Raw genomic sequence first — 26,518 nt, 5'->3', positions numbered from 1 at the left:
CAATGGGCTTTCTCCTCCGCTGGTTCGGCGCCTTCCTCCTCCTCGCCGCGATCTTCAACCCGACGTCCTGGAACTATGTCGCCTGGGCGCGGACGGCCTGGGGCGAACAGACCCCGCTGATCGTCTTCACGGGCCTCGTCCTTGGCGTCGCGGCGACGATCTATCTCGTCGCCACCATGCGCTCGATCGGCCTCCTCGGCGCCGCCGTCATCGCCGCGATCTTCGCCGCCGGCCTCTGGGTGCTGACCGACTGGGGACTCCTCGGCCTCGACAACTCGGCGCTGAACACCTGGCTCGGCATCCTGGTCCTGTCGCTGATCCTCGGCGTGGGCATGAGCTGGTCGATCCTGCGCCAGCGCCTGTCCGGCCAGCAGACCACGGACGAGGTCGACGGCTGAGCTCTGCGCTCCAGACCCTTGCCCTTTCCGAAATACTCCCGCCGGAGGCACCCGCGCCGGCCAGCCTTGCAAGCCCGGCCAGGCGCGCGCGGCAGCGCCGTCCGCGCGGCTCGATGCCGCAAGGACGGCTCCTCCGTCCGGAAGCCGACCCTTGCGCCCCGGTCCCCTTCCGCCTAGATAGGCGCGTCAGCTTTCGGGACCCGCATGGAAAACGTCATCCTCACCATCCACCTGATCCTCGCGCTCCTTCTCATCGGCGTGGTGCTGCTGCAGCGCTCCGAGGGCGGCGGGCTTGGCATGGGCGGGGGCGGCGGCACGATGTCGGCCCGGGGCGCGGCGACGGCGCTGACCAAGCTGACCTGGATCTTCGCGGCGGCCTTCATCGTCACCTCGATCACCCTGACCATCCTGGCCACCCGCGGCGGCGAGGGCGGTTCGGTCGTGGACAGCGCGGCGACGACCGCACCTGCGGACGCGCCCGCGACCTCGGCTCCGGCAACCGGCGGTGGCCTCGCCGGCACCGATCTGACGCTGCCCGGGATGACGACCGGCTCCGGCGACGCGCCGGTCACGCCGCAGCGCGCTGATGAACCCGCCGCCCCGGCCACGGGCAACTGACCCACAATCGCTTGCAGTTCCTTCTGGCCCTGCCCGCATGATCTAGCGGGCAAGGCGTTGCTAACCTCTGCGGGAGCGGCTATAGGTCAACTCCCGTGGTGCCGCGATTCCACCCCTGCCGAATCGCCGACAAACACGGGAGTCCGCCTTGGCGCGTTACATTTTCATCACCGGCGGCGTTGTCTCCTCTCTCGGCAAGGGCCTTGCCTCCGCCGCCCTCGGCGCGCTTTTGCAGGCCCGCGGCTACACGGTGCGGCTGCGGAAACTCGACCCCTACCTGAACGTCGATCCCGGCACGATGTCGCCCTTCGAACACGGCGAGGTCTTCGTCACCGACGACGGCGCCGAGACCGACCTCGACCTCGGCCACTACGAACGCTTCACCGGCGTCCATGCGCGGACCACCGACTCGATCTCCTCGGGCCGGATCTATTCCAACGTGCTGGAGAAGGAACGCCGCGGCGATTACCTGGGGAAAACCATCCAGGTCATTCCCCACGTCACCAACGAGATCAAGGACTTCCTGCGCATCGGCGATGACGAGGTCGACTTCATGCTGTGCGAGATCGGCGGCACGGTCGGCGACATCGAGGGCCTGCCCTTCTTCGAGGCGATCCGCCAGTTCATCCACGAACGCCCGCGCGGTCAGTCGATCCTGATGCACCTGACGCTCTTGCCCTATCTTTCGGCCTCGGGGGAACTGAAGACCAAGCCCACCCAGCATAGCGTCAAGGAACTGCAATCCATCGGCCTTGCTCCCGACGTGCTCGTCTGCCGTTCCGAGCATCCGATCCCGGACCGCGAACGGGAAAAGATCGCCCTCTTCTGCAACGTGCGCAAAGAGGCGGTGATCCCCGCCTACGACCTCAAGACCATCTACGAGGCCCCGCTCGCCTATCACAAGGCCGGCCTCGACCAGGCCGTGCTCGACGCCTTCGGCATCACGCCTGCACCCAAGCCCAACCTCGCCCGCTGGGAGGACGTGATGGACCGCATCACCCATCCCGAGGGCGAGGTGCGCATCGCCATCGTCGGCAAGTACACCCAGCTTGAAGACGCCTACAAGTCCATCGCCGAGGCGCTGACCCACGGCGGCATGGCGAACCGCACCAGGGTCCGCGCCGAATGGATCGACGCCGAGATCTTCGAACGCGAGGACCCCGCCCCCTGGCTGGAGGATTTCCACGGGATCCTCGTCCCCGGCGGCTTTGGCGAACGCGGGACCGAAGGCAAGATCCGCGCCGCGACCTTCGCGCGGGAAAAGAAGATCCCCTATCTCGGCATCTGCCTCGGCATGCAGATGGCGGTGATCGAAGCCGCGCGGAACCTCGTCGGCGTCAAGAACGCGGGGTCCGAGGAGTTCGACCACGAGGCGGGGGCGAAGCGCTTTACTCCGGTCGTCTATCACCTGAAGGAATGGGTGCAGGGCAACCATACCGTCCGGCGCAAGGCCGACGATGCCAAGGGCGGGACCATGCGCCTGGGCGCCTATACCGCGAACCTGAAGGAAGGCTCGAAGGTGGCGCAGGTCTATGGCACCACGGTGATCGAGGAACGCCACCGCCACCGCTACGAGGTGGACATCCAGTATCGCGACGACCTCGAGAAATGCGGCCTGATCTTCAGCGGCATGTCGCCCGACGGCAAGCTGCCCGAGATCGTCGAGGTCAAGGACCACCCCTGGTTCATCGGCGTGCAGTTCCACCCCGAGCTGAAGTCGAAACCCTTCGCGCCGCATCCGCTATTCGCCGATTTCGTGCGTGCGGCGGTCGAGGTCAGCCGGCTGGTCTGATCCGCCCCTGCCCTGTCGGACTGCCCTCAGGCCGGGCCAAAGCACAGCCCGGCCGTGCCGTCCGGGCGGGTCAGCCACAGCGCGCCGTCCGGGCCGACCACGAAGCCTCCGATCTCGGCCAGGGTCGCAAGATAGGCGGATTCGAGTTCCATGGTCCGCACATCGCAGGCCATGTAGGTGACCACGAGCCGGCCGAAGCCGATGAACCCGGCATCCAGCTCTGCCTGTCCGACATAGCGGTTGCAACCCGCCCGGCCCGAGATCTTGCCGTCCGGCGTCACCATCAGCCAGACATCGGCCGTATCCGGGATCGGGTCGCCGTCGATGCTGCGCAACCGCCATTCGCGGTCCGCAATGCGACCCACCGAGATGGAGGTTCCGCCTTGCGGATCGGCATCGAAGTGCGGGGCCAGCGGCTGGTCGCAGGCGCGCACCGCCAGGGGGTGCAGGGCAAGCGCCACGGCAAGGGTCAAGGGCAAGAGAGCGCGGTCTGGCATCGGTCGGTTCCTTGGCGGTCTGACACCACCTTACCCGCACAGGATCGCCGTCCAAGCCCGGATTGCCGCACCACCGGGCGCGCAGGCAAGAGCGAGTTGCGCCGCGCCCTCCTGCGCCGCATAGTCGCCGCGCCCCGAGGAGCCCCGCATGCGTCTGTCCCTTGTCGTCATGGCCTACCGGCAGGAAGCCTTCATCGCCGAGACCGTGGCCGCCGCCTTCGCGCAGGACCATCCCGATCTGGAAATCGTGCTTACGGATGACTGCTCGCCCGACGACACCTTCCGCATCATGTCGGACATGGCCGCGGCCTACACCGGGCCGCACCGGATCGTCCTGAACCGCAACCCGCAGAACCTCGGCCTGATCGGCCATGTCAACCGGCTCTTCGACCTCGCGACCTCGGACTGGCTGATCTACAATGCGGGCGACGACATCTCGGAACCCCGGCGCGCCCGCGTGATCGCCGAGGCCATCGCGCGGGACGATCCGCGCTATGTCTATTCCAACGTGACGGACATGGACGCCGCGGGTGTGGCGCAGGACAGGCAGCGCCAGCGGACGCGGCCCGAGGCCTTGCAGCAGAAATCCCTGCCTGACCTGGCCAAGGCCATCTCGCATGCCCTCGGCGCCAGCAGCGCCTGGCACCGCGACCTCTTCGACCGTTTTGGGCCGATCACCGAAACCGAGCTCTTCGAAGATCGCATCCTGATGTTCCGCGCCCGGCTTCTGGGCCGGGTGACCTGGCTGGAAGATCGCCTCCTGCGGTATCGCCGCAGCATCGGCCTGTCGTTCCAGTCCAGGGACGACCGGGTCCGGCAGTTGCGGCAGGACCTGGCCACGCTGCGGCAGCGGCGGGCAGACGTGCTGCATTTCTGCCCCGACCGCCGGGACATCCTGAAGGCCATCGCCCGGAAGGAAGAGAGGCGGCAGCACGAACTCGACGACGTGCTCTCGGGCCGGCAATCCGACTTGCCCGCAGACGAGGATGACGCCTGACCGGGGCGCCTAATGCAGCATGCCCAGCACGACCGGCTCGACCTGGTGCCAGCCTTCCCACATCATCTTCAGCGCGACGTAGAGGATGATGAGCAACCCGATGTAGGCGATCCAGCGGAAACGGTTCAGGAGATTGGCGATATAGCTGGCCGCAAGCCCCATCAGCGCGATCGACAGGATCAGACCGACCACCAGCACAGTCGGATGCCCGTGCGCGGCCCCGGCCACGGCCAGAACGTTGTCGAGGCTCATCGACACGTCGGCGATGACGATCTGGGTCACGGCCTGGGCCAGCGTCTTGCGCGGAGCGTCCCCCGCAACCGTGCCGTCGGCGTTCAGGTCGGCCTCGGCCAGCGCCTCGACGGCGGCGTGTTCCTCGGCATGGCTGGTCTGCAACTCGCGCCACATCTTCCAGCAGACCCAGAGCAGAAGCAGTCCGCCGACCAGGAGAAGGCCGATGATCTCCAGAAGCTGCGTGGTAATCAGCGCAAAGCCGATGCGCATGACCGTGGCGGCAAGGATGCCGACGAGAATCGCCTTCCTGCGCTGGTCCTTCGGCAATCCGGCAGCGGCCAGACCGATCACGATGGCATTGTCGCCCGCCAGCACCAGATCGATCCCGATGACCTGCATCAACGCGACCAGGCCCTGATAGGTGAAGATTTCCATGGCGGCTCCCGCATCCTCGGCGCGCTAGTCCTACGCCGTTCCGGAACGCCCCGCAAGCTGGCCGGCGCTTCCCAAGCGACCGAAAGCCGGCTAGGGCAAGGGGATGCTTTCCTATCAGCACCTCTACCACGCAGGGAACCTCGCGGATGTCCACAAGCACGCCACGCTGGCCTGGGTGCTGGACTACCTGACGCGCAAGGACAAGCCGCTGACCTATATCGAGACCCATGCCGGACGCGGGGTCTATGACCTGGACGCCGCCGAGGCGGTGCGGACCGGCGAGGCGGCGGCGGGGATCGCGCTGGCCGAGGGGCTGTTTCCGCTCGATCACCCCTACCGGCAGCGGCTTGAGGAGGCGCGGGCGCAATATGGCGCTCGGGCCTATCCCGGCTCTCCCCTGATCGCGGCGCTGGGCCTGCGCGAAGGCGACAGCCTGCACCTGGCCGAACTGCATCCGCAGGAACATGCCGCCCTTTCCGAGGCCGCAAAAGCCTGGGGCGCGCATGTCCACAAGCGCGACGGGTTCGAGCTGGCGCTCGCGCTGACGCCCCCCACCCCGCGCCGGGGGCTGATGCTGATCGACCCGTCTTACGAGGTTAAGGCGGATTACGAGGCGATCCCGCGCCACATGGCGAACATCCATCGCAAGTGGAACGTGGGCTGCCTCATCCTGTGGTATCCGATCCTGAAGGGCGGCGCGCATGGCCCGATGCTGAAGGCGCTGGAAGCCGCCTTCCTCGAGGGCCTGCGCCACGAGGTCCGCTTCCCGCCTGCGCGCGAGGGGCACCGGATGGAAGGCTCGGGCCTCTTCATCGTCAACCCGCCCTACGGGCTGGCCGGGGAACTGGCCGCGATCACGTCCCGGTTTGCCCGGCTTTCCAAGCCCGCCGCAAAGCCCTAGGTTCGGCGCATGATCGAGCTTCTCCGCCGCCTTCTGGCCCCCGAACCCGCCCGCCTGCCGGAACCCGACGCCCAGCTGGCGCTGGCCGCGCTTCTGGTCCGCGTTGCCCGCACCGACGGGCTTTACGCCGCCGAGGAGGTCGAGCGGATCGACCGCGTGCTGGCGCGCCGCTACGGGCTTGACCCCTTCGCCACCGCGCGGCTGCGGACCGAGGCCGAGGCGCTGGAGGCCGAGGCGCCCGATACCGTCCGCTTCACCCGCGCGCTGAAGGAGGCGGTGCCGCTGGAGGACCGGGCGGACCTGATGACCGCGCTCTGGTCGGTGGCGCTGGCGGATGGCCTGCGCGAGGCGCAAGAGGACCGGCTGATGCGGCTGGTGGCCAACCTTCTGGGGCTGACGGATGTCGAATCCTCGCTCGCTCGGCAGAAGGCCGAACGGGAATGATCGCCAGCCTCGGGATGTATGACTTCGGCCCGGCGCAGGGGGCGAACGACCGGCTCTGGGCGCTGATCCGCACCGGGCTGCGCGGACGGGGGATCGCCGCGCCCGAGGCACTGACCCGGGGCGAGCATGCCTATTGGGATGCCTGGACCGCGCCAGACCTCGTCCTGTCGCAGACCTGCGGCTATCCGTTCCGCGCCCGGCTGCACGACCGCGTGACCTATGTCGGCACGCCGGACTACGGGGTCGCAGGCTGCCCGCCGGGCCACTATCGCTCGGTCTTCGTCGCCCGACCGGACGACCCGCGCCGCCACCTGTCCGAATTCCACGGCGCGCGGCTGGCCTATAACGAGCCCCTGTCGCAATCCGGCTGGGCCGCACCGCAGAGCCATGCGGCGAAATTGGGCATCAGCCTCTTGCCGGGGGTGCAGACGGGCGGGCATCGCCTGTCGGCACGGGCCGTCATCGAGGGCGCCGCCGACATCGCCGCGCTTGACGCGGTCACCCATGCACTCCTCTGCGACCTCGACTCCGAAGTTGCGGCGCTGCGCATCGTCGCGCTGACCGACCCGACCCCCGGCCTGCCCTTCATCACGGCCCGGGGACAGGACCCGGCCCCGATCTTCGATGCCGTCAGCGAGGCCGTCGCGGCTCTGGCTCCGGAGGACCGGGCCATCCTGCGGCTGAAAGGCGTCCTGCGTCTGCCGGTCGCGGATTACCTCGCCGTGCCCAATCCGCCCCCGCCCGAGCAGATTGCCGCCCTGATCTGATCAAATTGCCGTCGCGCGACCCGTCGAACGGCCAAATCGCCGTTGCAATGCCGCGGAATCTGCTCCCTACTTGCGGGCCAGACTGCCTGACACAGAAGAACTCATGCCAGACGCCACCGACACCCCGGTCATCGAAATCCGCGACCTGCACAAGAGCTATGGTCCGCTGGAGGTGCTGAAAGGGGTCGATCTGGTGGCGCCGCGCGGGCATGTGGTGTCGCTGATCGGCTCGTCCGGGTCCGGGAAGTCCACGCTTTTGCGCTGCTGCAACCTTCTGGAGGACAGTCAGCAGGGCGAGATCCGCTTTGAAGGCGAGGCGGTGCGCTGGAAGGGCGAGGGGCTGCATCGCCACCCGGCCGACCGCGAACAGGTCACCCGCATCCGCACCAACCTGTCGATGGTGTTCCAGCAGTTCAACCTCTGGTCCCATATGACCATCCTGCAGAACGTGATGGAGGCGCCGGTCACGGTGCTCAAGCGCGACCCGAAGGAGGTCGAGGTCAAGGCGCGCGAGTATCTGGCCAAGGTGGGCATCGGCGACAAGGCCGACGCCTGGCCGGCGCAACTGTCAGGCGGCCAGCAGCAACGCGCGGCGATCGCCCGGGCGCTCTGCATGGAGCCGCGCGCGCTTCTGTTCGACGAGCCGACCTCGGCGCTCGACCCCGAACTGGAGCAGGAGGTGGTCAAGGTCATCAAGGCGCTCGCCGACGAGGGGCGGACGATGCTTCTGGTCACGCATGACATGAAGCTGGCGGCGGACTGTTCCGATCACGTCATCTTCCTGCACAAGGGCCGGATCGAGGAACAGGGCGCGCCGGCGGACCTGTTCGGCAACCCGCAAAGCGAGCGGCTGCGCGGGTTCCTCTCGGCGACGGCGGGCTGACGATGGCCTGTGCCGGGACCATTGCGCTTGTCCTGACCGGGCTCGTGCTCGCTGGCTCGGAGCCCGTGGTGATCGGCACCGACGCGCCGTTCCCGGCCTATACCTACCTGGACGACGCAGGCGAGATCACGGGCTTCGAACGCGACGTGATGGACGAGGTCTGCGCCCGCGCCGCCCTCTCCTGTTCCTGGGAACTGGCAAACTTCGACCAGCTGATCCCGGGGGTGATGTCGGGACGCTTCGACGTGGTCCTCGGCGGCATGGCGATCACCGACGAACGCCGCGCGCTGGTCGATTTCACCACGCCCTACCACGGCACCGACCCCGAGGAATGGTACATCGGCCCGCCGGGTGCGCCACCGCCTGCCACGGCCAAGATCGGCGTGCAGTCGGGCACGGTGCACGAGGCGCATCTGCGCCGGATGGGTTACAGCTATATCACCTTCCCGACCGAGCCGCAGGTGCTGGAGGCGGTCGCTTCGGGCAAGGTCGGGCTGGCGCTGGGTCCGTTCCAGTCCCGCGCCGACATCCATGCCTTTGTTACGGCCGAAGGGCTGGAGTTCCTGTATTCCGAAATGATCCCCGACGACGGCGTGGCCATGGCCGTCTGCAAGGGGAACGACGAGCTTCTGGGCCGGCTGAACGGCGCGCTTGATGCGATGCGTCGCGACGGCACGCTTGCCAGCCTGGAAAACCGCTGGTTCGAATGACCGGCACGGCAAGCATCCAACAGGGGAGACCAAGGATGAAACGACTACTGACCGCAACCGCCCTCTTGGCGATCGGCGGCGCTGTCCAGGCGCAGGACATCGTGCGTCTGGGCACCGAAGGCGCCTACCCGCCCTACAACTTCATCAATGACGCGGGCGAGGTCGCGGGCTTCGAGCGCGAACTCGGCGACGAGCTGTGCAAGCGCGCCGGACTGACCTGCGAATGGGTGGTGAACGACTGGGACTCGATCATTCCGAACCTGCAGTCGGGCAACTATGATGTGATCATGGCCGGGATGAGCATCACCGAGGAACGCGAGGCGGTGATCGACTTCAGCCAGGGCTACCTGCCGCCGGCCTCCTCGGCCTATCTGGCACTCTCGGCGGATGTGGACCTGAAGTCCGGCCCGGTGGCCGCGCAGACCTCGACAATCCAGGCTGCCTTCGTGGCCGAGAACGGCATGCAGCTGGTCGAATATGCCACGCCCGAGGAAACCGTCGCTGCGGTGAAGAATGGCGAGGCGGTCGCGGTGCTGGCCGACAAGGACTACCTGGCGCCGATCGCTGCGGAATCGGGCGGCGCGCTGGTGCTGCTGGAGAAGGAAGAGTCGATCGGCGGCGGCGTGGGCCTCGGCTTCCGCGAAAGCGACAAGGAGCTGCGGGCCAAGTTCGACGAAGCGATCAAGTCGATGAAGTGCGACGGCACGCTGGACGCCATGATCGTCAAGCCGGAATATTTCGGACCCGAGGCCAAGACCTGGGGCGATGCCGGCAAGGAAGGCTGCTGAGGCCTGAACCGGGCGGGCCTCCGGGCCCGCCCCACCCTTGAAACGGGACCTGCGAATGTTCGAATTCTGCGCCGATCCGAAAGCCATCGAGGGCCTGACCTGGGCCGTCTGCTACCTGACCTCGGCCAAGCACGTCCTGTTCTACTGGTCCTTCCTGACCGTCCTTCTTCTCCTGGCGATCACCGCCCCGGCGGCGTTGGCCATGGGCTTCGTCGGCGCGACCGCAGCCCGGTCGCACATCGCGCCGGTCAGCTGGCTGGGCAAGCTCTACATCTGGATGGTGCGCGGCGTGCCCGACATCATCTTCTTCCTCTTCTTCGTCATCGCGCTGGACCAGATCATCGAATATGGCAAGAGCCTGATGGTCTGCGAGAACCACGCCTGGCCCTGGCAGGGCCTCGAATTCCGCGTCTGCCCCGAGGCCAAGGTGCCGCTCGCCCGGTCCTCGGCCTTCTGGCACCAGGCCTACGGCTTCATGCTGGCGGTCGTCACCTTCGCCATCGTCTTCGGCGCCTTCGTCGCCAACGTCATCTACGGCGCGATGAACGCCGTGCCCCGCGCGCAACTGGAAACCGCCGAGGCCTACGGGATGAGCCGCGCCCAGGTCTTCCGCCGCATCCTCATCCCGCAGATGTGGATATACGCGCTGCCGGGTCTGGGAAACCTTTGGATGATCCTCATCAAGGCCACGCCGCTTTTGTTCCTCCTGGGCGTCAAGGACATCGTCTACTACGCCCGCGAACTCGGCGGGTCCAAGACGCAGGCCTACGAATACCCGCATGGCGACTGGCGGCTGTGGTATTTTATGGCGCTCATGGTCTTCTACCTCCTGTTCACCCGCATCTCGGAAATCGGCATCTCACGCCTGACACGCCGTTTGAGCCACGGTCAGGCCACGGCCGGCGGCGAAGCCCTTCGGAGAGCCGGGGCATGAGCATGACCTGCTGGGAAACCATCCAGGCCTATGGCCTGCGCTCGATCGGGATCGGCGAGAACCTTCTGCCCCGGTCTGACTTCACACTGTGCCAGCAGTTCACCCTGATCGGATCGGGGATGATCTGGAATCTCTATTTCGGCATTCTCGCGCTGGCCGGGGGTTTCTTCCTCGCCAATGCCATCGCGCTGGCCCGGACCGCGCGCAATCCCCTGATCCGCAAGCCCGCCGACTGGTTCGTCTTCGTCTTCCGCGGCTCTCCGCTCTTCATCCAGTTCTTCCTGGCCTACGAGGCGCTGGTCCTCTTGCCCAAGGGCGGCGTGGATATCCTGGGCATCCACCTCAATACTGCCTGGACCACCCGGGCCTGGGCCGGGGCGCTCCTTGTCCTGTTCCTGAACACCGCCGCATATTCCGCCGAGATCTTCCACGGGGCGCTGAAGTCGATCCCCAAGGGCGACCTCGAGGCCGCCGAGGCCTATGGCCTGACCGGCTGGAAGAAGTTCATCCGCATCGAATGGCCGACCATGCTGCGCCTGGGCTGGCCCGCCTACACCAACGAGGCCATCTTCCTGTTCCACGCCACGACGCTGGTGTTCTTCTCGGGCTTCCCGGCCTTCCAGCAGAAGGGCGACGCGCTCTATTACGCCAACTATTTCGCCGACAAGACCTTCAACCCCTTCATCCCCTATCCGATCGTGGCCTTCTATTTCATCCTGCTGACGCTCGCCGTGACCTACTTCTATGGTCTGGTGAACCGGCGCCTGAACCGGCACCTGCCGGCCAACACCCGCAGCAGAATCCGCTTGCGTCCGAACCTGATCCGGTAGTAGGCTACTTTTGATCAAATTATCCGGGCACCCGCCCGGACCCCGCGGCAAAGCCGAAAACAAGGCCCGCGGGGGCGGCGATCGCAACCAGGGGAAGGACCAAGGGCATGGTCCCATCCTGCGCAGGGGGCAGCCTCGGCTGGCTGCGGGCGCGGGCAGATCGTGCCCTTGCTGATGACATGATGATGAAGGACTGGCTGAGAAAGCACCCCGACGTGCGGACCATTCGCGTGGCCGCCGCGGATCTGAACGGGCAGGCCCGGGGGAAGCGTGTGCCCGCCCGCTTTGCCGAGAAGGTGGTGAAGGATGGAACACGCTTTCCCTTCTCGGTGCTGAACCTCGACATCTGGGGCGAGGACATCGACGACAGCCCGCTGGTCTTCGAGCAGGGCGACCAGGACGGGGTGCTGAAACCCACCGAGCGCGGCTTCATGCCGATGCCCTGGCTCGAGGCGCCGACCGCGCTTCTGCCGATCTGGATGTTCCGCGAGAACGGAGCGCCTTACGAGGGCGACCCGCGCCATGCGCTCAATGCGGTGGTGCAGCGCTACAAGGCGCGCGGACTGACGCCGGTCGTCGCGATGGAGCTGGAATTCTTCCTGATCGACGATTCCGGCAAGACGCTGCAGGTGCCGCCCTCGCCGCGGTCGGGCAAGCGCCGCAAGGCCGCCGAAACGCTGTCGATCCGCGCGCTCGATGCCTTCGACACCTTCTTCACCGATCTCTACGACGCCTGCGAGGCGATGGACATTCCGGCCGACACCACCACCTCGGAAACCGGGCTCGGGCAGTTCGAGGTGAACCTGATGCACTGCGACGACGCCCTGCGCGCCGCAGACGATGCCTGGCTGTTCAAGATGCTGGTCAAGGGGCTGGCGCGGCGGCATGGCTTTGCCGCCAGCTTCATGGCCAAGCCCTATGCCGAATATTCCGGCTCGGGCCTGCACACCCATTTCTCGGTGCTGGACGAGAAGGGCGACAACATATTCGACTCTGGCGGGCCCAAGGGCACGGTGCAGCTGCGCCATGCCGTGGCCGGCTGCCTGGAGGCGATGCACGATTCCACGCTGCTTTTCGCACCACATCTGAACAGTTACGAACGTCTGGTGCCGGGCAAGCATGCGCCGACCGCCATTTCCTGGGGCTACGAGAACCGTACCACCGCGATCCGCATCCCGGCAGGCAACCCCGCCGCCCGGCGGATCGAGCATCGCGTGGCCGGGGGCGACGTGAACCCCTATCTGATGCTGGCTGCGATCCTGGGCGCTGCGCTGATGGGAATCGAGGACCAGAAGGAACCTCCTGCCCCGATCACCGGCAACGCCTATGCCATGGACCTGCCGCAGATCCCGTCCAGCTGGGAAGCCGCGATCGACGCCTTCGAAAACTCGGACATCCTCTACCGCTTCCTGCCGAAGGAGCTGATCCGCAACCTGGTGCAGACCAAGCGGCAGGAACTGCACTACATCGCCGAGCTTTCGCCCGAGGAACGGGTGGAGCTTTACCTCGATACCGTCTGATCGATCCTCGTTGCGACTTCGTCGCCTCGTCGTATCCGCGACGAGGAGACGAAGTCGAAAGACGAGCGCCCCTTGACCAGGCCCCCCCTTCGCTCCCACCTTGAGGAAAACCAAGAGGACCAAGATGCAGATCGGCATCCTCCAGACCGGCGAAAGCCCCGACGCGCTGCGCCACCAGGGCGACTACCCGGATTTCTTCGAGACCCTGCTTGCGGGCAAGGGCCTGACCTTCCGCCGCTGGGCCGTGCTGCGCAACGAGTTCCCCGAGAGCGTGCACGACTGCGACGGCTGGCTGATCACCGGCTCGCGCCACGGCGCCTACGAGCCGCACGACTGGATCCCGCCGCTCGAGGATTTCATCCGCGCCGCCTATGCCGCCCATGTTCCCGTGGTCGGAATCTGCTTCGGCCACCAGATCATCGCCCAGGCCATGGGCGGCAAGGTCGAGAAATTCGCGGGCGGCTGGACCGTCGGCCCCACCGAATACGACTTCGGCGACCGGACCTACACGCTCAACGCCTGGCACCAGGACCAGGTGGTGAAGAAGCCGGAAACCGCGAAGGTCCTCGCCTCTACCGCGCTCTGCGAGAACGCGGCGCTGCTCTATGACGACCGCATGTTCACCGTCCAGCCCCACCCCGAATTCCGCAAGGAGTTCATGGAGGGGCTGATCAAGGTCCGGGGGCCGGGTCTGGTCCCCGACGCGCTCCTTGCCGATGCCACGCAACGGCTCGACACGCCCCTCGACAACCCGTCGATGGCCGACCGGATCGCGGAATTCTTCCTGACCCACCAAGCGAAGAAAACCGGGGCCGAGAAGCTCCGCGCCTGACCCGTTCGGCCGCGGGGGCCACCCCCAACCAATGTGCGACAGATGTCCAAGTGGACCGACCAGCTGCCCGAGGCAGCGCGCGACTACATCGGCAACCGTCGGGTAGACGAAGTGGAATGCATCATCGGCGACATCGCCGGCGTGGCCCGCGGCAAGGCGATGCCGGCTGCGAAATTCGCCAAGCAGACCAGCTACTTCCTGCCGAACTCGATCTTCCTGCAGACGATCACCGGCGAATGGGCCGACAACCCCTTCGACGCCTTCACCGAACCCGACATGATCCTGGAGCCCGACTGGTCCACCGCCACCGCAGCGCCCTGGACGGCGGACGTGACGCTTCAGGTCATCCATGATGCCAAGGACCATGACGGCAATCTGGTCTCCTTCTCGCCGCGCAACGTGCTCAAGCGCATCGTCGCGCTCTACGAGGCGCAGGGTTGGCGACCGGTGGTGGCGCCCGAGATGGAGTTCTTCCTGACCGCGCGCAATACCGATCCGAACATGCCCGTCATCCCGCCGATGGGTCGGACTGGCCGGCGCGCTGCCGCAAAGCAGGCCTATTCGATGTCCGCCGTGGACGAATACGGCAAGGTGATCGACGACATCTACGACTTCGCCGAGGCGCAGGGGCTGGAGATCGACGGCATCCTCCAGGAGGGCGGCGCGGGGCAGATCGAGCTGAACCTCGCCCACGGCGACCCGGTCCGGCTGGCAGACGACGTGTTCTTCTTCAAGCGCCTGATCCGCGAGGCGGCGCTGCGCCACGACTGTTTCGCCACCTTCATGGCCAAGCCCATCGCCGGGGAACCGGGCAGCGCCATGCACATCCATACCTCGGTCGTGGACACCAAGACCGGCAAGAACATCTTCGCCGGTCCGAAGGGGGTGGAAACGGAAGCCTTCCTCCACTTCATCGGCGGCCTGCAGAAGCACCTCGGCGCCGCCGTGGCCCTGTTCGCGCCCTACGTGAACAGCTACCGCCGCTATGTCCCCGACTTCGCCGCGCCGATCAACCTGGAATGGGGCCGCGACAACCGCACAACCGGCCTGCGCGTGCCGATCTCCTCGGCCTCGGCCCGCCGGGTGGAGAACCGCCTGCCCGGAATGGACTGCAATCCCTATCTCGGCATCGCGGCAACGCTCGCCTGCGGCTATCTCGGCCTCATGAACAAGGTCGAGGCCCGGCCCGAATTCACCGGATCGGCCTATATCGACAGCGAGGACATCCCGGTGAACCTGGGCGATGCGCTTGACCTCCTCGACGAGGACGAGGCGCTGAAGGACGTAATGGGACAGGACTTCATCAAGGTCTATGACAGCGTGAAGCGCAACGAATACAAGGAGTTCCTGCAAGTCATCTCGCCTTGGGAACGCGAACACCTGCTTCTGAACGTCTGATGAATCTCCTGCACATCAATGACCGGCGCGGGGAATGGCCACAAAGCTACTATGCCGCCACCGCCGCGCCCATCGACCGCTTCCCGGTCCTGAAGGGCGCGACCCGGGCCGATGTCTGCGTCGTGGGCGGCGGCTACACCGGCCTGTCCGCTGCGCTGCATCTGGCGCAGAAGGGCTTCGACGTGGTGCTCCTCGAAGCGCACCGCGTGGGCTTCGGCGCCTCGGGGCGGAACGGCGGTCAGGTGGGCAGCGGCCAGCGGCAGGATCAGGTCTGGCTGGAACGGACCGTGGGACGCGAAAACGCCCACCGGCTCTGGGACCTGGCCGAGGAAGCGAAGGCCCTGGTCAAGGCGCTCATCCGTGACCACGCCATGCCGGTCACCTTCCACCCCGGCATTGCCCATGCCTGCCGGACCGAGGCCGAGGTCCGCCACACCCACGCCTATGCCGAGAAGCTGCGCCGCGACTACGGCTACCAGCACCTGGAACTTCTGGATCGTGCGGGCATCCGCCGACTGATCGGCTCGACCGAATATGTCGGCGGCGAGATCGACCGCGACGCGGGCCACCTGCATCCCCTGAACTACGCCATCGGTCTGGCGCAGGCGGCGGCGAAGGCGGGCGTGCGGATCCATGAACTCAGCGAAGTCCACCGCGTCGAGCCAGGCGCGCGCCCCGTGGTGCGCACGCCATCGGGCCATGTCGATTGCGCCACGGTGATCCTCGCCGGGAACGGCTACCTTGGGCAACTCAGCCCCAGGGTTTCGGCAAAGGTCATGCCGATCAACAACTTCATCGTCGCAACTGAACCTTTGGGTGAAGCGGCCAAGGATCTTCTGTCCGAACCCGTCGCCGTCGCCGACACCCGCTTCGTGGTGAACTACTGGCGCCTCAGCGAGGACAACCGCCTGCTTTTCGGCGGCGGCGAAAGCTACGGCTACCGCTTCCCCGACATCATCCGCACCGTCTCGAAACCCATGCTGAAGGTCTATCCGCAACTCGCGAAGACCCGGATCACTCACGCCTGGGGCGGCACCCTGGCGATCACGGTGAACCGGATGCCTTGCTTCACGCGACCCGGCCAGAACATCCTGTCGGCTTCCGGCTACTCGGGCCACGGCGTCGCCATGGCCACGCTGGCGGGCAAGCTGATGGCCGAGGCGGCGGCGGGGCAGATGGAACGCTTCGACCTGATGGCGAGCCTGCCGCAATACCGCTTCCCCGGCGGCGCGCTGCTGCGCTGGCCGCTCCTCGTTACGGCCATGACCTGGTACGCGATGCGCGACCGGCTGGGCCTCTGACAACGGTCGGCGGCGGGGGTTTCACACCCCCGCACCCCCGTGGAGTATTTGCAAAAGGGCAAATGCATTTGCCCCTTGCACAAATACTCTCGGGGGGCCGGGGGGCGAAGCGCCCCCGGGGGGCTGCACCGGGCGCGCGATCTGGTATAAGCGGCCCCATGTCCCTGCCGACCGGATTCCTCGACGAGCTGCGCACAAGGGTGACCCTGTCCTCCATCGTGGGCAGGAAAGTCACCTGGGACATGCGCAAGTCGAACATGGCCAAGGGCGATTTCTGGGCGCCCTGCCCCTTTCACCAGGAAAAGTCGGCCAGCTTCCACGTCGATGACCGCAAGGGTTTCTACTACTGCTTCGGCTGCCACGCGAAGGGCGATGCGGTCACCTTCGTGAAGGAGTCCGAGAACCTCGGCTTCATGGAGGCGGTCGAGATCCTCGCCCGCGAGGCCGGGATGCAGATGCCTGCCCGCGACCCAAGGGCCGCGGAACGGGCCGACCGCCGGACGCTTCTGCAACAGGTCATGGACGAGGCGATCCGCTTCTACCGCCTGCAACTGAAGACCGCCGCCGGGGCCGAGGCGCGCACTTACCTTTCCCAGAAACGCCGCCTGACCGAGGCCGCCTGGGACCGCTGGGACATCGGCTGGGCCCCCGCTTCGCGTCACGCGCTGAAGGATGCGCTGGCAGCCAAGGGCATCCCGCCCGACCTGATGGTCGCCTCCGGCCTGATCGCCAGGGCGGACGACGGCAGCCTTTACGACCGGTTCCGCGCGCGGATCATCTTTCCGATCAAGGACACGCGCGGCCGCCCGATCAGCCTTGGCGGCCGCTCCCTTGACCCCAACGCCCAGGCCAAGTACCTGAACGGGCCTGAGACCGAGCTGTTCGACAAGGGTCGCACCATCTTCAACCACGCCCCCGCGCGCGAGGCTGCGGGAAAGGGCAAGCCCTTGATCGTGGCCGAAGGCTACATGGACGTGATTGCCCTGTCCGAGGCCGGCTTCACCGCCGCCGTCGCGCCGCTGGGGACAGCCGTCACCGAGGACCAGTTGCGCATGATCTGGCGCATCGCGGACGAGCCGATCATGGCGCTGGACGGCGACAACGCGGGGCTCAAGGCCGCGCAGCGGGTGATCGACCTGGCGCTGCCGCTCCTCGAGGCCGGCAAGGCGCTGCGAATCGCGATCCTGCCCGGTGGCATGGACCCGGACGACCTTCTGATGGCCCAGGGCGCTCCCGCGATGCAGGCGGTGCTCGACCAGGCCAAGCCCATGGTCCAGCTGCTCTGGCAGCGTGAGACCGAGGGCCGCGTCTTCGACAGCCCGGAACGCCGGGCGGCGCTGGACAAGGTCCTGCGCGGGCATCTCGCCCGGATCACCGACCCCTCGATCCGCACGCATTATGCCGAGGAGATCAAGCGCCTGCGGCAAGAGCTTTTCGGCGCGAAGCAGGCCCGGCCCTTCCAGCCCGGCCCCTGGCGCAGGGGCGGCAGGTTCGCGCCGCCCGGCGGGGCGCTTGCCTCGACCCGTTCCTCGCTTCTGGCCCAGGCGCAGGGCCCGGTCGAGGAAATCCTGCGCGAGGCGGTGATCCTGGCCACGCTGATCCTGCATCCCGCACTGATCCACCGCTTCGAATCCGCCCTGGAACGGCTGGACCTGACCGGCGAGGACCACGACAAGCTCCGCCAGATGATCCTGTCCGGCGCGGACCTGCCGGATCTGCACGCAAAGATCGCCCAGTCCGCCCCCGCCGCCCTTGACGCGCTGATGTCGCGTCCCCATGTCGCCATCGCCCCCCCGGTGCGCAATCGCCAGGACGACGACCTTGCCGCGCTCTGCCTGGCCGAGGAGCTGGCCAAGCTCGAGGCCCGCAGGGGCGCGCGCCGCGAGATCGAGGATGCGATGGAGGATATGGACGGCCTGCCCGACGAGGGCCTGACCTGGCGGCTTTCCCAGGCCGCGGAAGCCCGCCACAGGTCGGAACGAAGTGGCACGGCCGACAGTTCCGATCTGGGGGAAGACCGGACCGCCCTGTCAAGACATCTGCAATCCCTGATCGATAGCCAGGTCTGGGTCAAGAAAAACCGCTGATTCGGCCTTTCCCCCAGCCTGATTCGCGTTATTGATTCGACCAAGCCACGCCCCGATTCGCGCCGATAGGAGACTCAATGGCCCTCAAGGACACCGACGACGCCAAGCCGGAAACCGACGATGCGGATGTCTCGCTCGACATGAGCCAGGCGGCGGTCAAGAAGATGATCGCCGACGCGAAGGAGCGTGGCTACATCACCTACGACCAGCTGAACGCGGTGCTGCCGCCGGATCAGGTGTCCTCGGAGCAGATCGAGGACGTGATGTCGATGCTGTCCGAAATGGGCATCAACATCATCGAGGACGAAGAGGTCGAGGAGGGCGAGGCGCCCGTAGGCGACCTGGTCGAAACCTCGACCAGTCGCGAGATCGCGGTCGCGGGCACCACGACCGAGACGCTCGACCGCACCGACGACCCGGTGCGGATGTACCTGCGCGAGATGGGCTCGGTGGAGCTTCTCTCGCGCGAGGGCGAGATCGCCATCGCCAAGCGCATCGAGGCCGGCCGCAACACGATGATCGCGGGGCTTTGCGAAAGCCCGCTGACCTTCCAGGCCATCATCATCTGGCGCGACGAACTTCTGAACGAAGAGATCCTGCTGCGCGACGTGATCGACCTCGAAGCCACGTTCGGGCGCAGCCTCGACGGCGACGATGACATGGACGGGCCCGCCCTCGACGAGGTCGGCGTTGGCGAGGCCGCCCCGCGCCGCGCCTCCAGCGCCGAGCCGGAACTGGATGCCGACGGCAACCCGATCCTGCGCGAGATGGACGAGGACGAGGATGACGAGGCCTCGAACATGTCGCTGGCCGCGATGGAGGCCGCGCTGAAGCCGCGCGTGCTTGAAACGCTCGACCTGATCGCGCGGGACTATGACAAGCTGGCCGAGATGCAGCGAAGCCGCATGAACGCAACGCTATCCTCGTCCCAGCGCTTCTCCACCGCCGACGAGGCGGCCTATCAGAAGCTGCGCTCGGAAATCGTGCTTCTGGTCAATGAGCTGCACCTCAACAACAGCCGGATCGAGGCGCTGATCGACCAGCTTTACGGCATCAACAAGCGGATCATGTCGATCAACTCGGGCATGGTGAAGCTGGCCGATGCCGCGCGGATCAACCGTCAGGAATTCATCCAGGAATACCAGGGCTACGAACTCGACCCGACCTGGCTCGACCGCATGGCGCAGAAGGCCGGCCGGGGCTGGCAGGCGCTGATCGAGCGGAGCCGCGACAAGGTCGAGGAGCTTCGCGCCGAAATGGCGCAGGTCGGCCAGTATGTCGGCGTGGACATCTCCGAATTCCGCCGGATCGTGAACCAGGTCCAAAAGGGCGAGAAAGAGGCGCGTCAGGCCAAGAAGGAAATGGTCGAGGCCAACCTGCGCCTGGTGATCTCCATCGCCAAGAAATACACCAACCGGGGCCTGCAATTCCTTGATCTCATTCAGGAAGGCAACATCGGCCTGATGAAGGCGGTGGACAAGTTCGAATACCGCCGCGGCTACAAGTTCTCCACCTACGCGACCTGGTGGATCCGTCAGGCGATCACCCGGTCGATCGCCGACCAGGCGCGGACCATCCGCATCCCGGTCCACATGATCGAGACGATCAACAAGCTCGTGCGGACGGGGCGCCAGATGCTGCACGAGATCGGCCGCGAGCCCACGCCCGAGGAACTGGCCGAGAAACTCCAGATGCCGCTGGAGAAGGTCCGCAAGGTGATGAAGATCGCCAAGGAGCCGATCAGCCTTGAGACGCCCATCGGCGACGAGGAGGACAGCCAGCTTGGCGACTTCATCGAGGACAAGAACGCGATCCTTCCGCTGGATTCGGCGATCCAGGAGAACCTGAAGGAAACGACGACCCGGGTTCTGGCGTCCCTGACCCCGCGCGAGGAGCGTGTGCTGCGGATGCGGTTTGGCATCGGGATGAACACCGATCACACGCTGGAAGAGGTCGGCCAGCAGTTCAGCGTCACCCGCGAACGCATCCGCCAGATCGAGGCGAAGGCGCTGCGGAAGCTGAAGCACCCGAGCCGGTCACGGAAGCTGCGGAGTTTCCTGGATCAGTGATGCTTCTAAGCCGTCTACCCAATGGAGAATAGAAGTGTCTGACGACGACGCCAAGTTTCATTGGGCAGAGGGAATGAAATACGTCGTTGAGGCGTTGAAAGGGTCTCTAATACTCAACGGAGCAGCGGCAGTATCAACTTTAACATTCCTGGGAAATTCCAAATCGGCCGATGATCGACTGGTCTATGCAATGATTTTTTTCGCATCGGGTGCCGTTTTCAGCCCGATCTCGTTTGCGATGGCCTACCTGACCCAGCTGCAATATGGGAACCAGAATTACTCTATAGCCTTGTGTTTCCATCGGCTCACATACATTTCCTTTTTACTGGCGCTGGTATTTTTTGGCAGTGGTGTTTGTTTTGCTGCTCGGGCTTTTCTCGAATTGTAGGCTAGGTCAGCAGTAAGCATAGGGTGCGCTACAGCGCACCAGCCGACGGTGCGCTGTAGCGCACCCTACGATATCCCCACCTTGCGCCCCCTGCCCTCCCGCCGCACACTCCGCCCGCACCCGGAGGCCCCCATGCGCGCAGCCCTTCTCCTCATCGCCCTCGCCAGCCCCGCGACCGCCTGCCCCACGGGTGCCGAGGTCTTCTCCTGCACGATCAAGGGCAAGCCCCTGCACCTCTGCCATGACGCGGGGCGCCTGACCTACAGCTTCGGCCCGGCGGACAAGCCCGAGCTGTCCCTCTCCCAGCCGCTCGACACCCTCGCTTTCACCCCCTGGCCCGGCATCGGCGGCGACATCTGGGAAACCGTCGCCTTCCCGAACGAGGGCTACGCTTACGAGGTCTGGACCAGCGTCACCCGCGACCCGGACTCCACGACCGGGCTCCGCGGCGGTGTCACGGTGTTGCAGGGCGAAACCACGGTCGCGCGGCTGACCTGCGACCCGGGCACGCCCAGCCAGTCGCTGGACGTGATCTACGAGTTGAAGGAAGCCATCGGCCAGTGCTGGGATTTCGACAGCCGGTCCTGGCAGAGGGTCTGCAACTAGCCCGCATCGCGCCGCCTGCCCGGCCTAGCCCACGCGGTTGCCCTGCACCCAGACGCCCCGGATCGCGCCGGCCTGGCCGATCCGCGTCACCCGGACCAGATCGGCCCGATGGCCTTCGGCGATCGTCCCGCGGTCCTCAAGGCCCACCGCCTTCGCCGGGGCCGCCGTCACCGTGGCGATGCCGCGTGCCAGATCGCCCCAGAGATCGCCCAGCATCAGCGCCGCCGACAGAAGCGACGAGGGCACATAGTCCGACGAGACGATGTCGAGGAGGTCCGCCTCGGCCAGCTCCTGCGCCGCCACGTTGCCGGAATGGCTGCCGCCGCGGATCAGGTTCGGCGCGCCCATCATCACCTTGATCGCATGGTCCTGGCAGGCCTGCGCCGCCTCGACCGTGGTCGGGAACTCGGCGAAATGCGCGCCATGGGCGGCGGATTGCACCACATGTTCGGGCTCGGTGTCGTCATGACTGGCCAGAACCGCACCATAGCGGCGAGCGGCCGCCACCGCCGCCGCTTCGTGCGCCGCGCCGAGCCGGTCGCGCAGGGCCTTCTGGGTGGCGACATGGGCCTCCCAGTCGGCCTCGGAGATCCCGTATTTCCCGACGTAGTATTCCTTCAGCTTCGAGATGTCGCGGAACTGCCGGGCGCCCGGCGTATGGTCCATCAGGCTGACGATGCCGATACGGTCCTCGGGGCCGAACTTGTCCAGCTCCTCGATCAGGGTTTCGGAACAGACCTCGGCGCGCAGGTGCAGGAAATGGCTGATCCGCAGGACACCCTGTGCCCGCAGGCCCAGGATCTCGTCCGCCAGCGCCCGGGCATATTCGCCGTAGTTCATCTTGGCGTTCGACACGACCGACCCCACCCGCAGCGCATCGAACACCGTGGTGATGCCGACCGAGGCCAGCTCCGCGTCATGGGCGATGATCGCGGCGGCGTGCGGCCAGTCCACCTTGGGGCGCGGCTGGATGTGGCGTTCGAGGTTGTCGGTGTGCAGCTCGATCAGCCCCGGCATCACCAGGTCGCCGCCGCAGTCCACCGCCCCCGCCGGCACCGCCGCCCCTTCGGCGATGTCGGCGATGCGGCCGTCCCGGATGCGGACCTGGCCCCGCAGGGTTTCGGTCGGCAGGACCAGGGTTGCGTTCGCCAGGATCGTCTCGGTCGTCATCTTCTACTCTCTTGTCTTGCGGCCCGCTTGCGGCTGGCGTCTGCTGACACGGATGCGTCACACGGATGTGACACAGCCCCGTTACGCCCGCGGCCATGGACCAGATGAAACGTTTCGCCGTCTATTACGCCCCGCGCCCCGGCGCCTTTGCCTCGCGCGCGAACGAATGGCTCGGATGGGATCCAGCCACCGGCGCGGAGCTGCCGCAACCCGCTGTTCCCGGCATCGCCGATCCCGCCGCAATCACCGCCGATCCCCGCCGCTACGGCTTTCACGGCACCATCCGCGCCCCCTTCCGGCTGGTCGAGGGCGTGACGCCCGAGACCGCCGCCGCCACGGTCGCCACGCTCGCCGCCCGCCTTGCGCCGGTCACCTGCGAGGGGCTTATCCTCGAAAACCTGCACGGTTTCCTCGCGCTGACGCCTCAGGGCTGCGAGGCCGCGCTTCTGGACCTCGGCGCCGTCGTGGTCGAGGGCACGAACGACCTCCGCGCGCCGCTCAGCGAGGCCGAGATCGCCCGCCGCCGGCCCGAATCCCTCTCGCCCCGCCAGCGCGAATTGCTGCACCGCTGGGGCTATCCTTACGTGATGGAAGAGTTCCGCTTCCACCTGACGCTGACCGACCGTCTGGCCGAGCCCGCCCCCGTCATGGCGGCGCTGGGGGCGCATTTCGCCGATGTGCTCCCCCGGCCCTTCGTGATCGAGGACCTGTGCCTGTTCGGCGAGGATGCAGCGGGCCGGTTCCATCTTCTGCACCGCTATGCCCTGACCGGCTGAAGCGCGGCCAGCAGCCGGGCCACGCCGGCCTCCTGCGAGCCATCGTTGACCACCGTCTCGGCAGCGACGCCCTCCGGCAGGGTGAAGGCCGCCCGGGCCAGCCGCGCACGGATGTCGGCCTCGCTCTCGCGCCCCCGTGCGGCCAGCCGTGCGGCCAGCACCGGATCGGGCGCCGTGACAAGGATCACCCGCAGGTCTGGAAAGACCCGCACCGCCTCGGGCAGCGCCGCGCGGCTGCCGTTGAAGATCACGTCGCCCGGCCCTGCGACCTGCGCCCTGGGGATGCCGTAGGACAGGCCATGCGCCTCCCACCACAGGGCGAACTCGCCCCGGTCGCGGCGCAGGGCGAACTCCGGCGCCGAGACGCCCTCGAAATCCTCGCCCCCCGCCTCGGCGGGCCGGGTGATGACGCGGCGCACCAGCCGCAGGTCGGGCCGCGCGGCGATCGCGCCCCGGATCAGCGTGTCCTTGCCCGCGCCCGATGGACCGACGACCGCGAAAATCATGCCGCAGCCTTCGGCGTGAACTCGGTCACATCGACCAGCCGGTCGCAGACGCGCGCGCGCGCCGCCTCGTCGTGGAAGATGCCCAGGATCGCCGCGCCGCGCGCCTTGGCCTCCTCGATCAGGCTCAGCACCACCTCGCGGTTGGCGGCATCGAGGCTTGCGGTCGGCTCGTCCAGCAGGAGCGCCGGATAGGCATGGGCAAAGCCGCGCGCGATGTTCACCCGCTGCTGCTCGCCGCCCGAGAAGGTGGTGGGCGACAGCGACCAGAGCCGTTCGGGGATGTTCAGCCGCCGCAGAAGCGACGCCGCCCGCTCGCGCGCCTGATCCGCCGGGGTGCCAAGGGCCAGAAGCGGCTCGGCCACGACTTCCAGCGTAGGGACGCGGGGAACCACGCGCAGGAACTGGCTGACATAGCCCAGCGTCTGGCGGCGCAGCGCGATGATCTGGCGCGGCTCGGCCGTCGCCACGTCAAGGTCGCCGACCATCAGCCTGCCCCCGGCGGCCAGGTAGTTGCCGTATACCATGCGCATCAGCGTGGACTTGCCCGCGCCCGACTGGCCGGTCAGGCCCACGCATTCGCCGGGGCCGACGGTCAGGGCCGCGCCAGCCATCACCGGGATCACCGCCCCGCCCTGATTGTGGAGCGTGAAGGATTTCGACAGGTTCTCGATGCGGATCATGGGCTTACACCTGCAGGACGGAGGAGACGAGCAGTTGCGTATAGGCGTGCTGCGGGTCGTCCAGCACCTGGTCGGTCAGGCCCTGTTCCACCACCCGACCCGATTTCATCACCATCAGCCGATGCGCCAGCAGCCGCACCACCGCAAGGTCATGCGTCACGATGATGACGGAAAGGCCGAGGTCGCGCACCAGCCCGCGCAGCAGGTCCAGAAGCCGCGCCTGCACGCTGACGTCAAGGCCCCCGGTCGGCTCGTCCATGAACACGAGCCTGGGCCCCGTCACCAGGTTCCGCGCGATCTGCAACCGCTGTTGCATGCCGCCCGAAAAGGCCGAGGGCCGGTCGTCGATCCGGTCGGCGGCGATCTCGACCCGGCCCAGCCAGTCCGCCGCCTTGCCCCGGATATCTCCGTAGTGCCGGGCACCGACGGCCATCAGGCGTTCGCCCACATTGCCGCCCGCAGAAACACCCATCCGAAGCCCGTCGCGCGGGTTCTGGTGGACATAGGCCCAGTCGGTGCGGGAAAGCCGGCGACGCTCGGTCTCAGACATCGCCAGCACGTCGCGCCCGTCATAGGCGATGCGGCCGAGGTCCGGGCGCTGGTGGCCGGCGAGGCAGGACAGAAGCGTCGATTTCCCCGAGCCGCTTTCGCCGACGATCCCCAGCACCTCGCCGGGGTAAAGGTCGAAGGACACATCCGCGCAGCCGATTCTCTGGCCATAGCGTTTCGTCAGCCCCTCGACGCGCAGAAGCGGCTGGTCGGTCATGGTCATGCGCTCCATCAGGGTCATGCCGTGCCCTCCGGATCGGCGCCCCCCACCCCCATCCCCTCCCCACGCGGGGGAGAGGAGGCGAGAGGATCGTTCACATGCACCATGGCATCGAGCGAAGCGCCTCCCTCCCCCCTCGTGGGGGAGGGATGGGGTGGGGGGGCCACCCCCTCGCTGGAAAGCCGCCCGCGGTGCCCCTTCGCCCGCCGCCCGGCGCAGAAATCGGTATCCGAACAGACGAACATCCGCCCGCCTGCGTCATCGGTAATCACCTCGTCCAGATAGCTGTGCCCGGCCCCGCAGAGGTCGCAGTCATGCGCGGCCTTCGAGGCCTCGAACGGGTGGTCGTCGAAATCGAGGCTCTCGACCCGGCTCCATGGTGGCAGGGCATAGATCCGCTGCTCGCGCCCCGCGCCGAACAGCTGGATCGCCGGGTTGTTGCCCAGCTTGGGGTTGTCGAACTTTGGGATCGGCGAGGGGTCCATCACATAGCGCCCCTCGACCTTGACCGGATAGGCGTAGGAGGTCGCGATCTGCCCGTGCCGCGCGATATCCTCGTAAAGCTTCACATGCATCAGCCCATATTCCTCAAGCTCGTGCATCTTCCGCGTCTCGGTCTCGCGCGGTTCCAGGAAGCGCAAGGGCTCGGGGATCGGCACCTGATAGACCAGGATCTGGCCGGCCTTCAGCGGGGTTTCCGGGATGCGGTGGCGGGTCTGGATCACGGTCGCCTCGGCGGTGGCCTCGGTCGTGGCCACCCCGGCGGTGCGCTGGAAGAAGCGGCGGATGGACACCGCATTCGTCGTATCGTCCGCACCCTGGTCGATGACCTTCAGCCGGTCCTCGGGCACCAGGCAGGCCGCCGTCACCTGCACCCCGCCCGTGCCCCAGCCATAGGGCATCGGCATCTCGCGGCTGGCGAAGGGGACCTGGTAGCCGGGCACCGCGATCCCCTTCAGGATCGCGCGGCGGATCATCCGCTTGGTCTGTTCGTCGAGATAGGCGAAATTGTAGGCCTGATCGGTCACGATTAGCTCCTGCAGGGGGGCAAGGCCATGAAAGGAGGACAGGGATGCTCTGGCTCGCACTTGCCGCGGTGGTCGGCACCGTGCTCATCGGTGCAATCACCATGCGTCAGCCTGCTGAACCCGGCAGGCATCGGCACCGCAGCAGGTCCGGCAATGGGGG

27 protein-coding genes and 1 pseudogene are annotated in these 26,518 nt (G+C 66.9%); 21 read left to right on the top strand and 7 right to left on the bottom strand.

Annotated elements, in window-relative coordinates; all coding sequences use genetic code 11:
- Positions 1–2: 2 nt before the first annotated feature.
- From FL625_RS07565 to pyrG, 3 genes are all read left to right on the top strand, one after another.
- Positions 3–398, top strand: a complete 396-nt coding sequence (locus tag FL625_RS07565) for a DUF6524 family protein (RefSeq protein ID WP_149588025.1) — start codon at positions 3–5, stop codon at positions 396–398.
- A gap of 204 nt (positions 399–602) precedes the next feature.
- Complete coding sequence (secG, locus tag FL625_RS07560) at positions 603–1,016, top strand: preprotein translocase subunit SecG (RefSeq protein WP_149588024.1); 414 nt, start codon at positions 603–605, stop codon at positions 1,014–1,016.
- Positions 1,017–1,164: 148 nt separating this feature from the next.
- The gene (pyrG, locus tag FL625_RS07555; RefSeq protein ID WP_149588023.1) at positions 1,165–2,808 is read left to right on the top strand and encodes a CTP synthase; all 1,644 of its coding nucleotides are present in this window, start codon (positions 1,165–1,167) and stop codon (positions 2,806–2,808) included.
- 26 nt (positions 2,809–2,834) lie between these two features.
- Here pyrG and FL625_RS07550 read toward each other — a convergent pair whose 3' ends face one another.
- A complete protein-coding gene (locus FL625_RS07550) occupies positions 2,835–3,305 on the bottom strand; it encodes an META domain-containing protein (RefSeq protein WP_149588022.1) in 471 nt (156 codons plus the stop codon).
- 148 nt (positions 3,306–3,453) lie between these two features.
- Between FL625_RS07550 and FL625_RS07545 the strand changes: the two genes are divergently transcribed.
- Positions 3,454–4,302 (top strand): glycosyltransferase family 2 protein, encoded by an 849-nt coding sequence (locus FL625_RS07545; protein WP_149588021.1) that lies wholly within the window; start codon positions 3,454–3,456, stop codon positions 4,300–4,302.
- A 9-nt stretch (positions 4,303–4,311) separates the two neighbouring features.
- Here FL625_RS07545 and FL625_RS07540 read toward each other — a convergent pair whose 3' ends face one another.
- Entirely contained in the window at positions 4,312–4,971 is a 660-nt protein-coding gene (locus tag FL625_RS07540; RefSeq protein ID WP_149588020.1) for a TerC family protein, read from the bottom strand.
- A 103-nt stretch (positions 4,972–5,074) separates the two neighbouring features.
- On the opposite strand from FL625_RS07540, the gene FL625_RS07535 reads away from it, so the two are divergent.
- The 16 genes from FL625_RS07535 (at position 5,075) to FL625_RS07460 (ending at position 21,429) form a co-directional block, all read left to right on the top strand.
- Entirely contained in the window at positions 5,075–5,872 is a 798-nt protein-coding gene (locus FL625_RS07535; protein ID WP_149588019.1) for a 23S rRNA (adenine(2030)-N(6))-methyltransferase RlmJ, read from the top strand.
- A gap of 9 nt (positions 5,873–5,881) precedes the next feature.
- The gene (locus FL625_RS07530; RefSeq protein ID WP_149588018.1) at positions 5,882–6,316 is read left to right on the top strand and encodes a tellurite resistance TerB family protein; all 435 of its coding nucleotides are present in this window, start codon (positions 5,882–5,884) and stop codon (positions 6,314–6,316) included.
- Complete coding sequence (locus tag FL625_RS07525; protein WP_149588017.1) at positions 6,313–7,083, top strand: phosphate/phosphite/phosphonate ABC transporter substrate-binding protein; 771 nt, start codon at positions 6,313–6,315, stop codon at positions 7,081–7,083. Before FL625_RS07530 ends, FL625_RS07525 begins: the two co-directional genes overlap by 4 nt.
- 103 nt (positions 7,084–7,186) lie before the next feature.
- Entirely contained in the window at positions 7,187–7,966 is a 780-nt protein-coding gene (locus tag FL625_RS07520) for an ABC transporter ATP-binding protein (RefSeq protein ID WP_149588016.1), read from the top strand.
- A 2-nt stretch (positions 7,967–7,968) separates the two neighbouring features.
- Complete coding sequence (locus FL625_RS07515) at positions 7,969–8,676, top strand: substrate-binding periplasmic protein (RefSeq protein WP_149588015.1); 708 nt, start codon at positions 7,969–7,971, stop codon at positions 8,674–8,676.
- A gap of 35 nt (positions 8,677–8,711) precedes the next feature.
- The gene (locus FL625_RS07510) at positions 8,712–9,464 is read left to right on the top strand and encodes a transporter substrate-binding domain-containing protein (protein ID WP_149588014.1); all 753 of its coding nucleotides are present in this window, start codon (positions 8,712–8,714) and stop codon (positions 9,462–9,464) included.
- 55 nt (positions 9,465–9,519) lie between these two features.
- A complete protein-coding gene (locus tag FL625_RS07505) occupies positions 9,520–10,398 on the top strand; it encodes an ABC transporter permease (RefSeq protein WP_149588013.1) in 879 nt (292 codons plus the stop codon).
- Positions 10,399–10,400: 2 nt separating this feature from the next.
- Complete coding sequence (locus FL625_RS07500; RefSeq protein WP_149588054.1) at positions 10,401–11,228, top strand: ABC transporter permease; 828 nt, start codon at positions 10,401–10,403, stop codon at positions 11,226–11,228.
- A 185-nt stretch (positions 11,229–11,413) separates the two neighbouring features.
- Positions 11,414–12,748, top strand: a complete 1,335-nt coding sequence (locus FL625_RS07495; protein WP_149588053.1) for a glutamine synthetase family protein — start codon at positions 11,414–11,416, stop codon at positions 12,746–12,748.
- A 124-nt stretch (positions 12,749–12,872) separates the two neighbouring features.
- The gene (locus FL625_RS07490) at positions 12,873–13,580 is read left to right on the top strand and encodes a type 1 glutamine amidotransferase (RefSeq protein WP_149588012.1); all 708 of its coding nucleotides are present in this window, start codon (positions 12,873–12,875) and stop codon (positions 13,578–13,580) included.
- A gap of 42 nt (positions 13,581–13,622) precedes the next feature.
- Positions 13,623–14,978: a glutamine synthetase family protein gene (locus FL625_RS07485; protein WP_149588011.1), complete on the top strand. Its 1,356-nt coding sequence runs from the start codon at positions 13,623–13,625 to the stop codon at positions 14,976–14,978.
- A complete protein-coding gene (locus FL625_RS07480; protein WP_149588010.1) occupies positions 14,978–16,279 on the top strand; it encodes an NAD(P)/FAD-dependent oxidoreductase in 1,302 nt (433 codons plus the stop codon). The genes FL625_RS07485 and FL625_RS07480 overlap by 1 nt, the downstream gene beginning before the upstream one ends.
- A gap of 158 nt (positions 16,280–16,437) precedes the next feature.
- Positions 16,438–18,366 (top strand): DNA primase, encoded by a 1,929-nt coding sequence (dnaG, locus tag FL625_RS07475; protein WP_149588009.1) that lies wholly within the window; start codon positions 16,438–16,440, stop codon positions 18,364–18,366.
- 77 nt (positions 18,367–18,443) lie between these two features.
- Positions 18,444–20,435: an RNA polymerase sigma factor RpoD gene (gene rpoD, locus FL625_RS07470; protein ID WP_149588008.1), complete on the top strand. Its 1,992-nt coding sequence runs from the start codon at positions 18,444–18,446 to the stop codon at positions 20,433–20,435.
- Positions 20,436–20,469: 34 nt separating this feature from the next.
- Positions 20,470–20,823, top strand: a complete 354-nt coding sequence (locus tag FL625_RS07465; protein ID WP_149588007.1) for a hypothetical protein — start codon at positions 20,470–20,472, stop codon at positions 20,821–20,823.
- 132 nt (positions 20,824–20,955) lie between these two features.
- Positions 20,956–21,429: a hypothetical protein gene (locus FL625_RS07460; protein ID WP_149588006.1), complete on the top strand. Its 474-nt coding sequence runs from the start codon at positions 20,956–20,958 to the stop codon at positions 21,427–21,429.
- 24 nt (positions 21,430–21,453) lie between these two features.
- Here the strand turns inward: FL625_RS07460 and FL625_RS07455 are convergent, their stop codons facing one another.
- Positions 21,454–22,599 carry an alpha-D-ribose 1-methylphosphonate 5-triphosphate diphosphatase gene (locus FL625_RS07455; protein WP_149588005.1) on the bottom strand — a complete coding sequence of 382 codons (1,146 nt, stop codon included), beginning with the start codon at positions 22,597–22,599 and terminating at the stop codon, positions 21,454–21,456.
- Positions 22,600–22,703: 104 nt separating this feature from the next.
- Between FL625_RS07455 and FL625_RS07450 the strand changes: the two genes are divergently transcribed.
- Positions 22,704–23,375 (top strand): DUF1045 domain-containing protein, encoded by a 672-nt coding sequence (locus tag FL625_RS07450; protein ID WP_354001247.1) that lies wholly within the window; start codon positions 22,704–22,706, stop codon positions 23,373–23,375.
- Here FL625_RS07450 and phnN read toward each other — a convergent pair.
- From phnN to FL625_RS07430, 4 genes and pseudogenes are all read right to left on the bottom strand, one after another.
- A complete protein-coding gene (gene phnN / locus FL625_RS07445; RefSeq protein ID WP_149588003.1) occupies positions 23,357–23,881 on the bottom strand; it encodes a phosphonate metabolism protein/1,5-bisphosphokinase (PRPP-forming) PhnN in 525 nt (174 codons plus the stop codon). The two genes, FL625_RS07450 and phnN, sit on opposite strands and share 19 nt — an antisense overlap.
- Entirely contained in the window at positions 23,878–24,561 is a 684-nt protein-coding gene (gene phnL, locus FL625_RS07440) for a phosphonate C-P lyase system protein PhnL (protein ID WP_149588002.1), read from the bottom strand. Before phnL ends, phnN begins: the two co-directional genes overlap by 4 nt.
- Positions 24,562–24,565: 4 nt before the next feature.
- Positions 24,566–25,327 carry a phosphonate C-P lyase system protein PhnK gene (phnK, locus tag FL625_RS07435; RefSeq protein ID WP_149588052.1) on the bottom strand — a complete coding sequence of 254 codons (762 nt, stop codon included), beginning with the start codon at positions 25,325–25,327 and terminating at the stop codon, positions 24,566–24,568.
- A 164-nt stretch (positions 25,328–25,491) separates the two neighbouring features.
- A pseudogene (locus tag FL625_RS07430) lies at positions 25,492–26,358 on the bottom strand (alpha-D-ribose 1-methylphosphonate 5-phosphate C-P-lyase PhnJ); the annotation flags it as partial.
- Between the last annotated feature and the right edge of the window lie 160 nt (positions 26,359–26,518).

The organism is Tabrizicola flagellatus, assembly GCF_008271465.1.
GTDB lineage: Bacteria > Pseudomonadota > Alphaproteobacteria > Rhodobacterales > Rhodobacteraceae > Tabrizicola > Tabrizicola flagellata.
The sequence above is the reverse complement of the archived record's forward strand: the minus strand, read 5'-3'. Positions and strand labels throughout refer to the sequence as shown.

Coding starts and splice junctions, on each gene's coding strand:
- FL625_RS07485 (WP_149588011.1), top strand. CDS start 13,623: ATGTCCAAGTGGACCGACCAGCTGCCCGAGGCAGCGCGCGACTACATC.
- FL625_RS07520 (WP_149588016.1), top strand. CDS start 7,187: ATGCCAGACGCCACCGACACCCCGGTCATCGAAATCCGCGACCTGCAC.
- FL625_RS07450 (WP_354001247.1), top strand. CDS start 22,704: ATGAAACGTTTCGCCGTCTATTACGCCCCGCGCCCCGGCGCCTTTGCC.
- FL625_RS07490 (WP_149588012.1), top strand. CDS start 12,873: ATGCAGATCGGCATCCTCCAGACCGGCGAAAGCCCCGACGCGCTGCGC.
- FL625_RS07540 (WP_149588020.1), bottom strand. CDS start 4,971: ATGGAAATCTTCACCTATCAGGGCCTGGTCGCGTTGATGCAGGTCATC.
- FL625_RS07500 (WP_149588054.1), top strand. CDS start 10,401: ATGACCTGCTGGGAAACCATCCAGGCCTATGGCCTGCGCTCGATCGGG.
- FL625_RS07565 (WP_149588025.1), top strand. CDS start 3: ATGGGCTTTCTCCTCCGCTGGTTCGGCGCCTTCCTCCTCCTCGCCGCG.
- FL625_RS07480 (WP_149588010.1), top strand. CDS start 14,978: ATGAATCTCCTGCACATCAATGACCGGCGCGGGGAATGGCCACAAAGC.
- FL625_RS07505 (WP_149588013.1), top strand. CDS start 9,520: ATGTTCGAATTCTGCGCCGATCCGAAAGCCATCGAGGGCCTGACCTGG.
- FL625_RS07515 (WP_149588015.1), top strand. CDS start 7,969: ATGGCCTGTGCCGGGACCATTGCGCTTGTCCTGACCGGGCTCGTGCTC.
- FL625_RS07495 (WP_149588053.1), top strand. CDS start 11,414: ATGAAGGACTGGCTGAGAAAGCACCCCGACGTGCGGACCATTCGCGTG.
- phnL (WP_149588002.1), bottom strand. CDS start 24,561: ATGATCCGCATCGAGAACCTGTCGAAATCCTTCACGCTCCACAATCAG.
- phnK (WP_149588052.1), bottom strand. CDS start 25,327: ATGACCGACCAGCCGCTTCTGCGCGTCGAGGGGCTGACGAAACGCTAT.
- dnaG (WP_149588009.1), top strand. CDS start 16,438: ATGTCCCTGCCGACCGGATTCCTCGACGAGCTGCGCACAAGGGTGACC.
- FL625_RS07545 (WP_149588021.1), top strand. CDS start 3,454: ATGCGTCTGTCCCTTGTCGTCATGGCCTACCGGCAGGAAGCCTTCATC.
- secG (WP_149588024.1), top strand. CDS start 603: ATGGAAAACGTCATCCTCACCATCCACCTGATCCTCGCGCTCCTTCTC.
- rpoD (WP_149588008.1), top strand. CDS start 18,444: ATGGCCCTCAAGGACACCGACGACGCCAAGCCGGAAACCGACGATGCG.
- FL625_RS07525 (WP_149588017.1), top strand. CDS start 6,313: ATGATCGCCAGCCTCGGGATGTATGACTTCGGCCCGGCGCAGGGGGCG.
- FL625_RS07460 (WP_149588006.1), top strand. CDS start 20,956: ATGCGCGCAGCCCTTCTCCTCATCGCCCTCGCCAGCCCCGCGACCGCC.
- FL625_RS07530 (WP_149588018.1), top strand. CDS start 5,882: ATGATCGAGCTTCTCCGCCGCCTTCTGGCCCCCGAACCCGCCCGCCTG.
- FL625_RS07550 (WP_149588022.1), bottom strand. CDS start 3,305: ATGCCAGACCGCGCTCTCTTGCCCTTGACCCTTGCCGTGGCGCTTGCC.
- FL625_RS07455 (WP_149588005.1), bottom strand. CDS start 22,599: ATGACGACCGAGACGATCCTGGCGAACGCAACCCTGGTCCTGCCGACC.
- phnN (WP_149588003.1), bottom strand. CDS start 23,881: ATGATTTTCGCGGTCGTCGGTCCATCGGGCGCGGGCAAGGACACGCTG.
- FL625_RS07535 (WP_149588019.1), top strand. CDS start 5,075: ATGCTTTCCTATCAGCACCTCTACCACGCAGGGAACCTCGCGGATGTC.
- FL625_RS07510 (WP_149588014.1), top strand. CDS start 8,712: ATGAAACGACTACTGACCGCAACCGCCCTCTTGGCGATCGGCGGCGCT.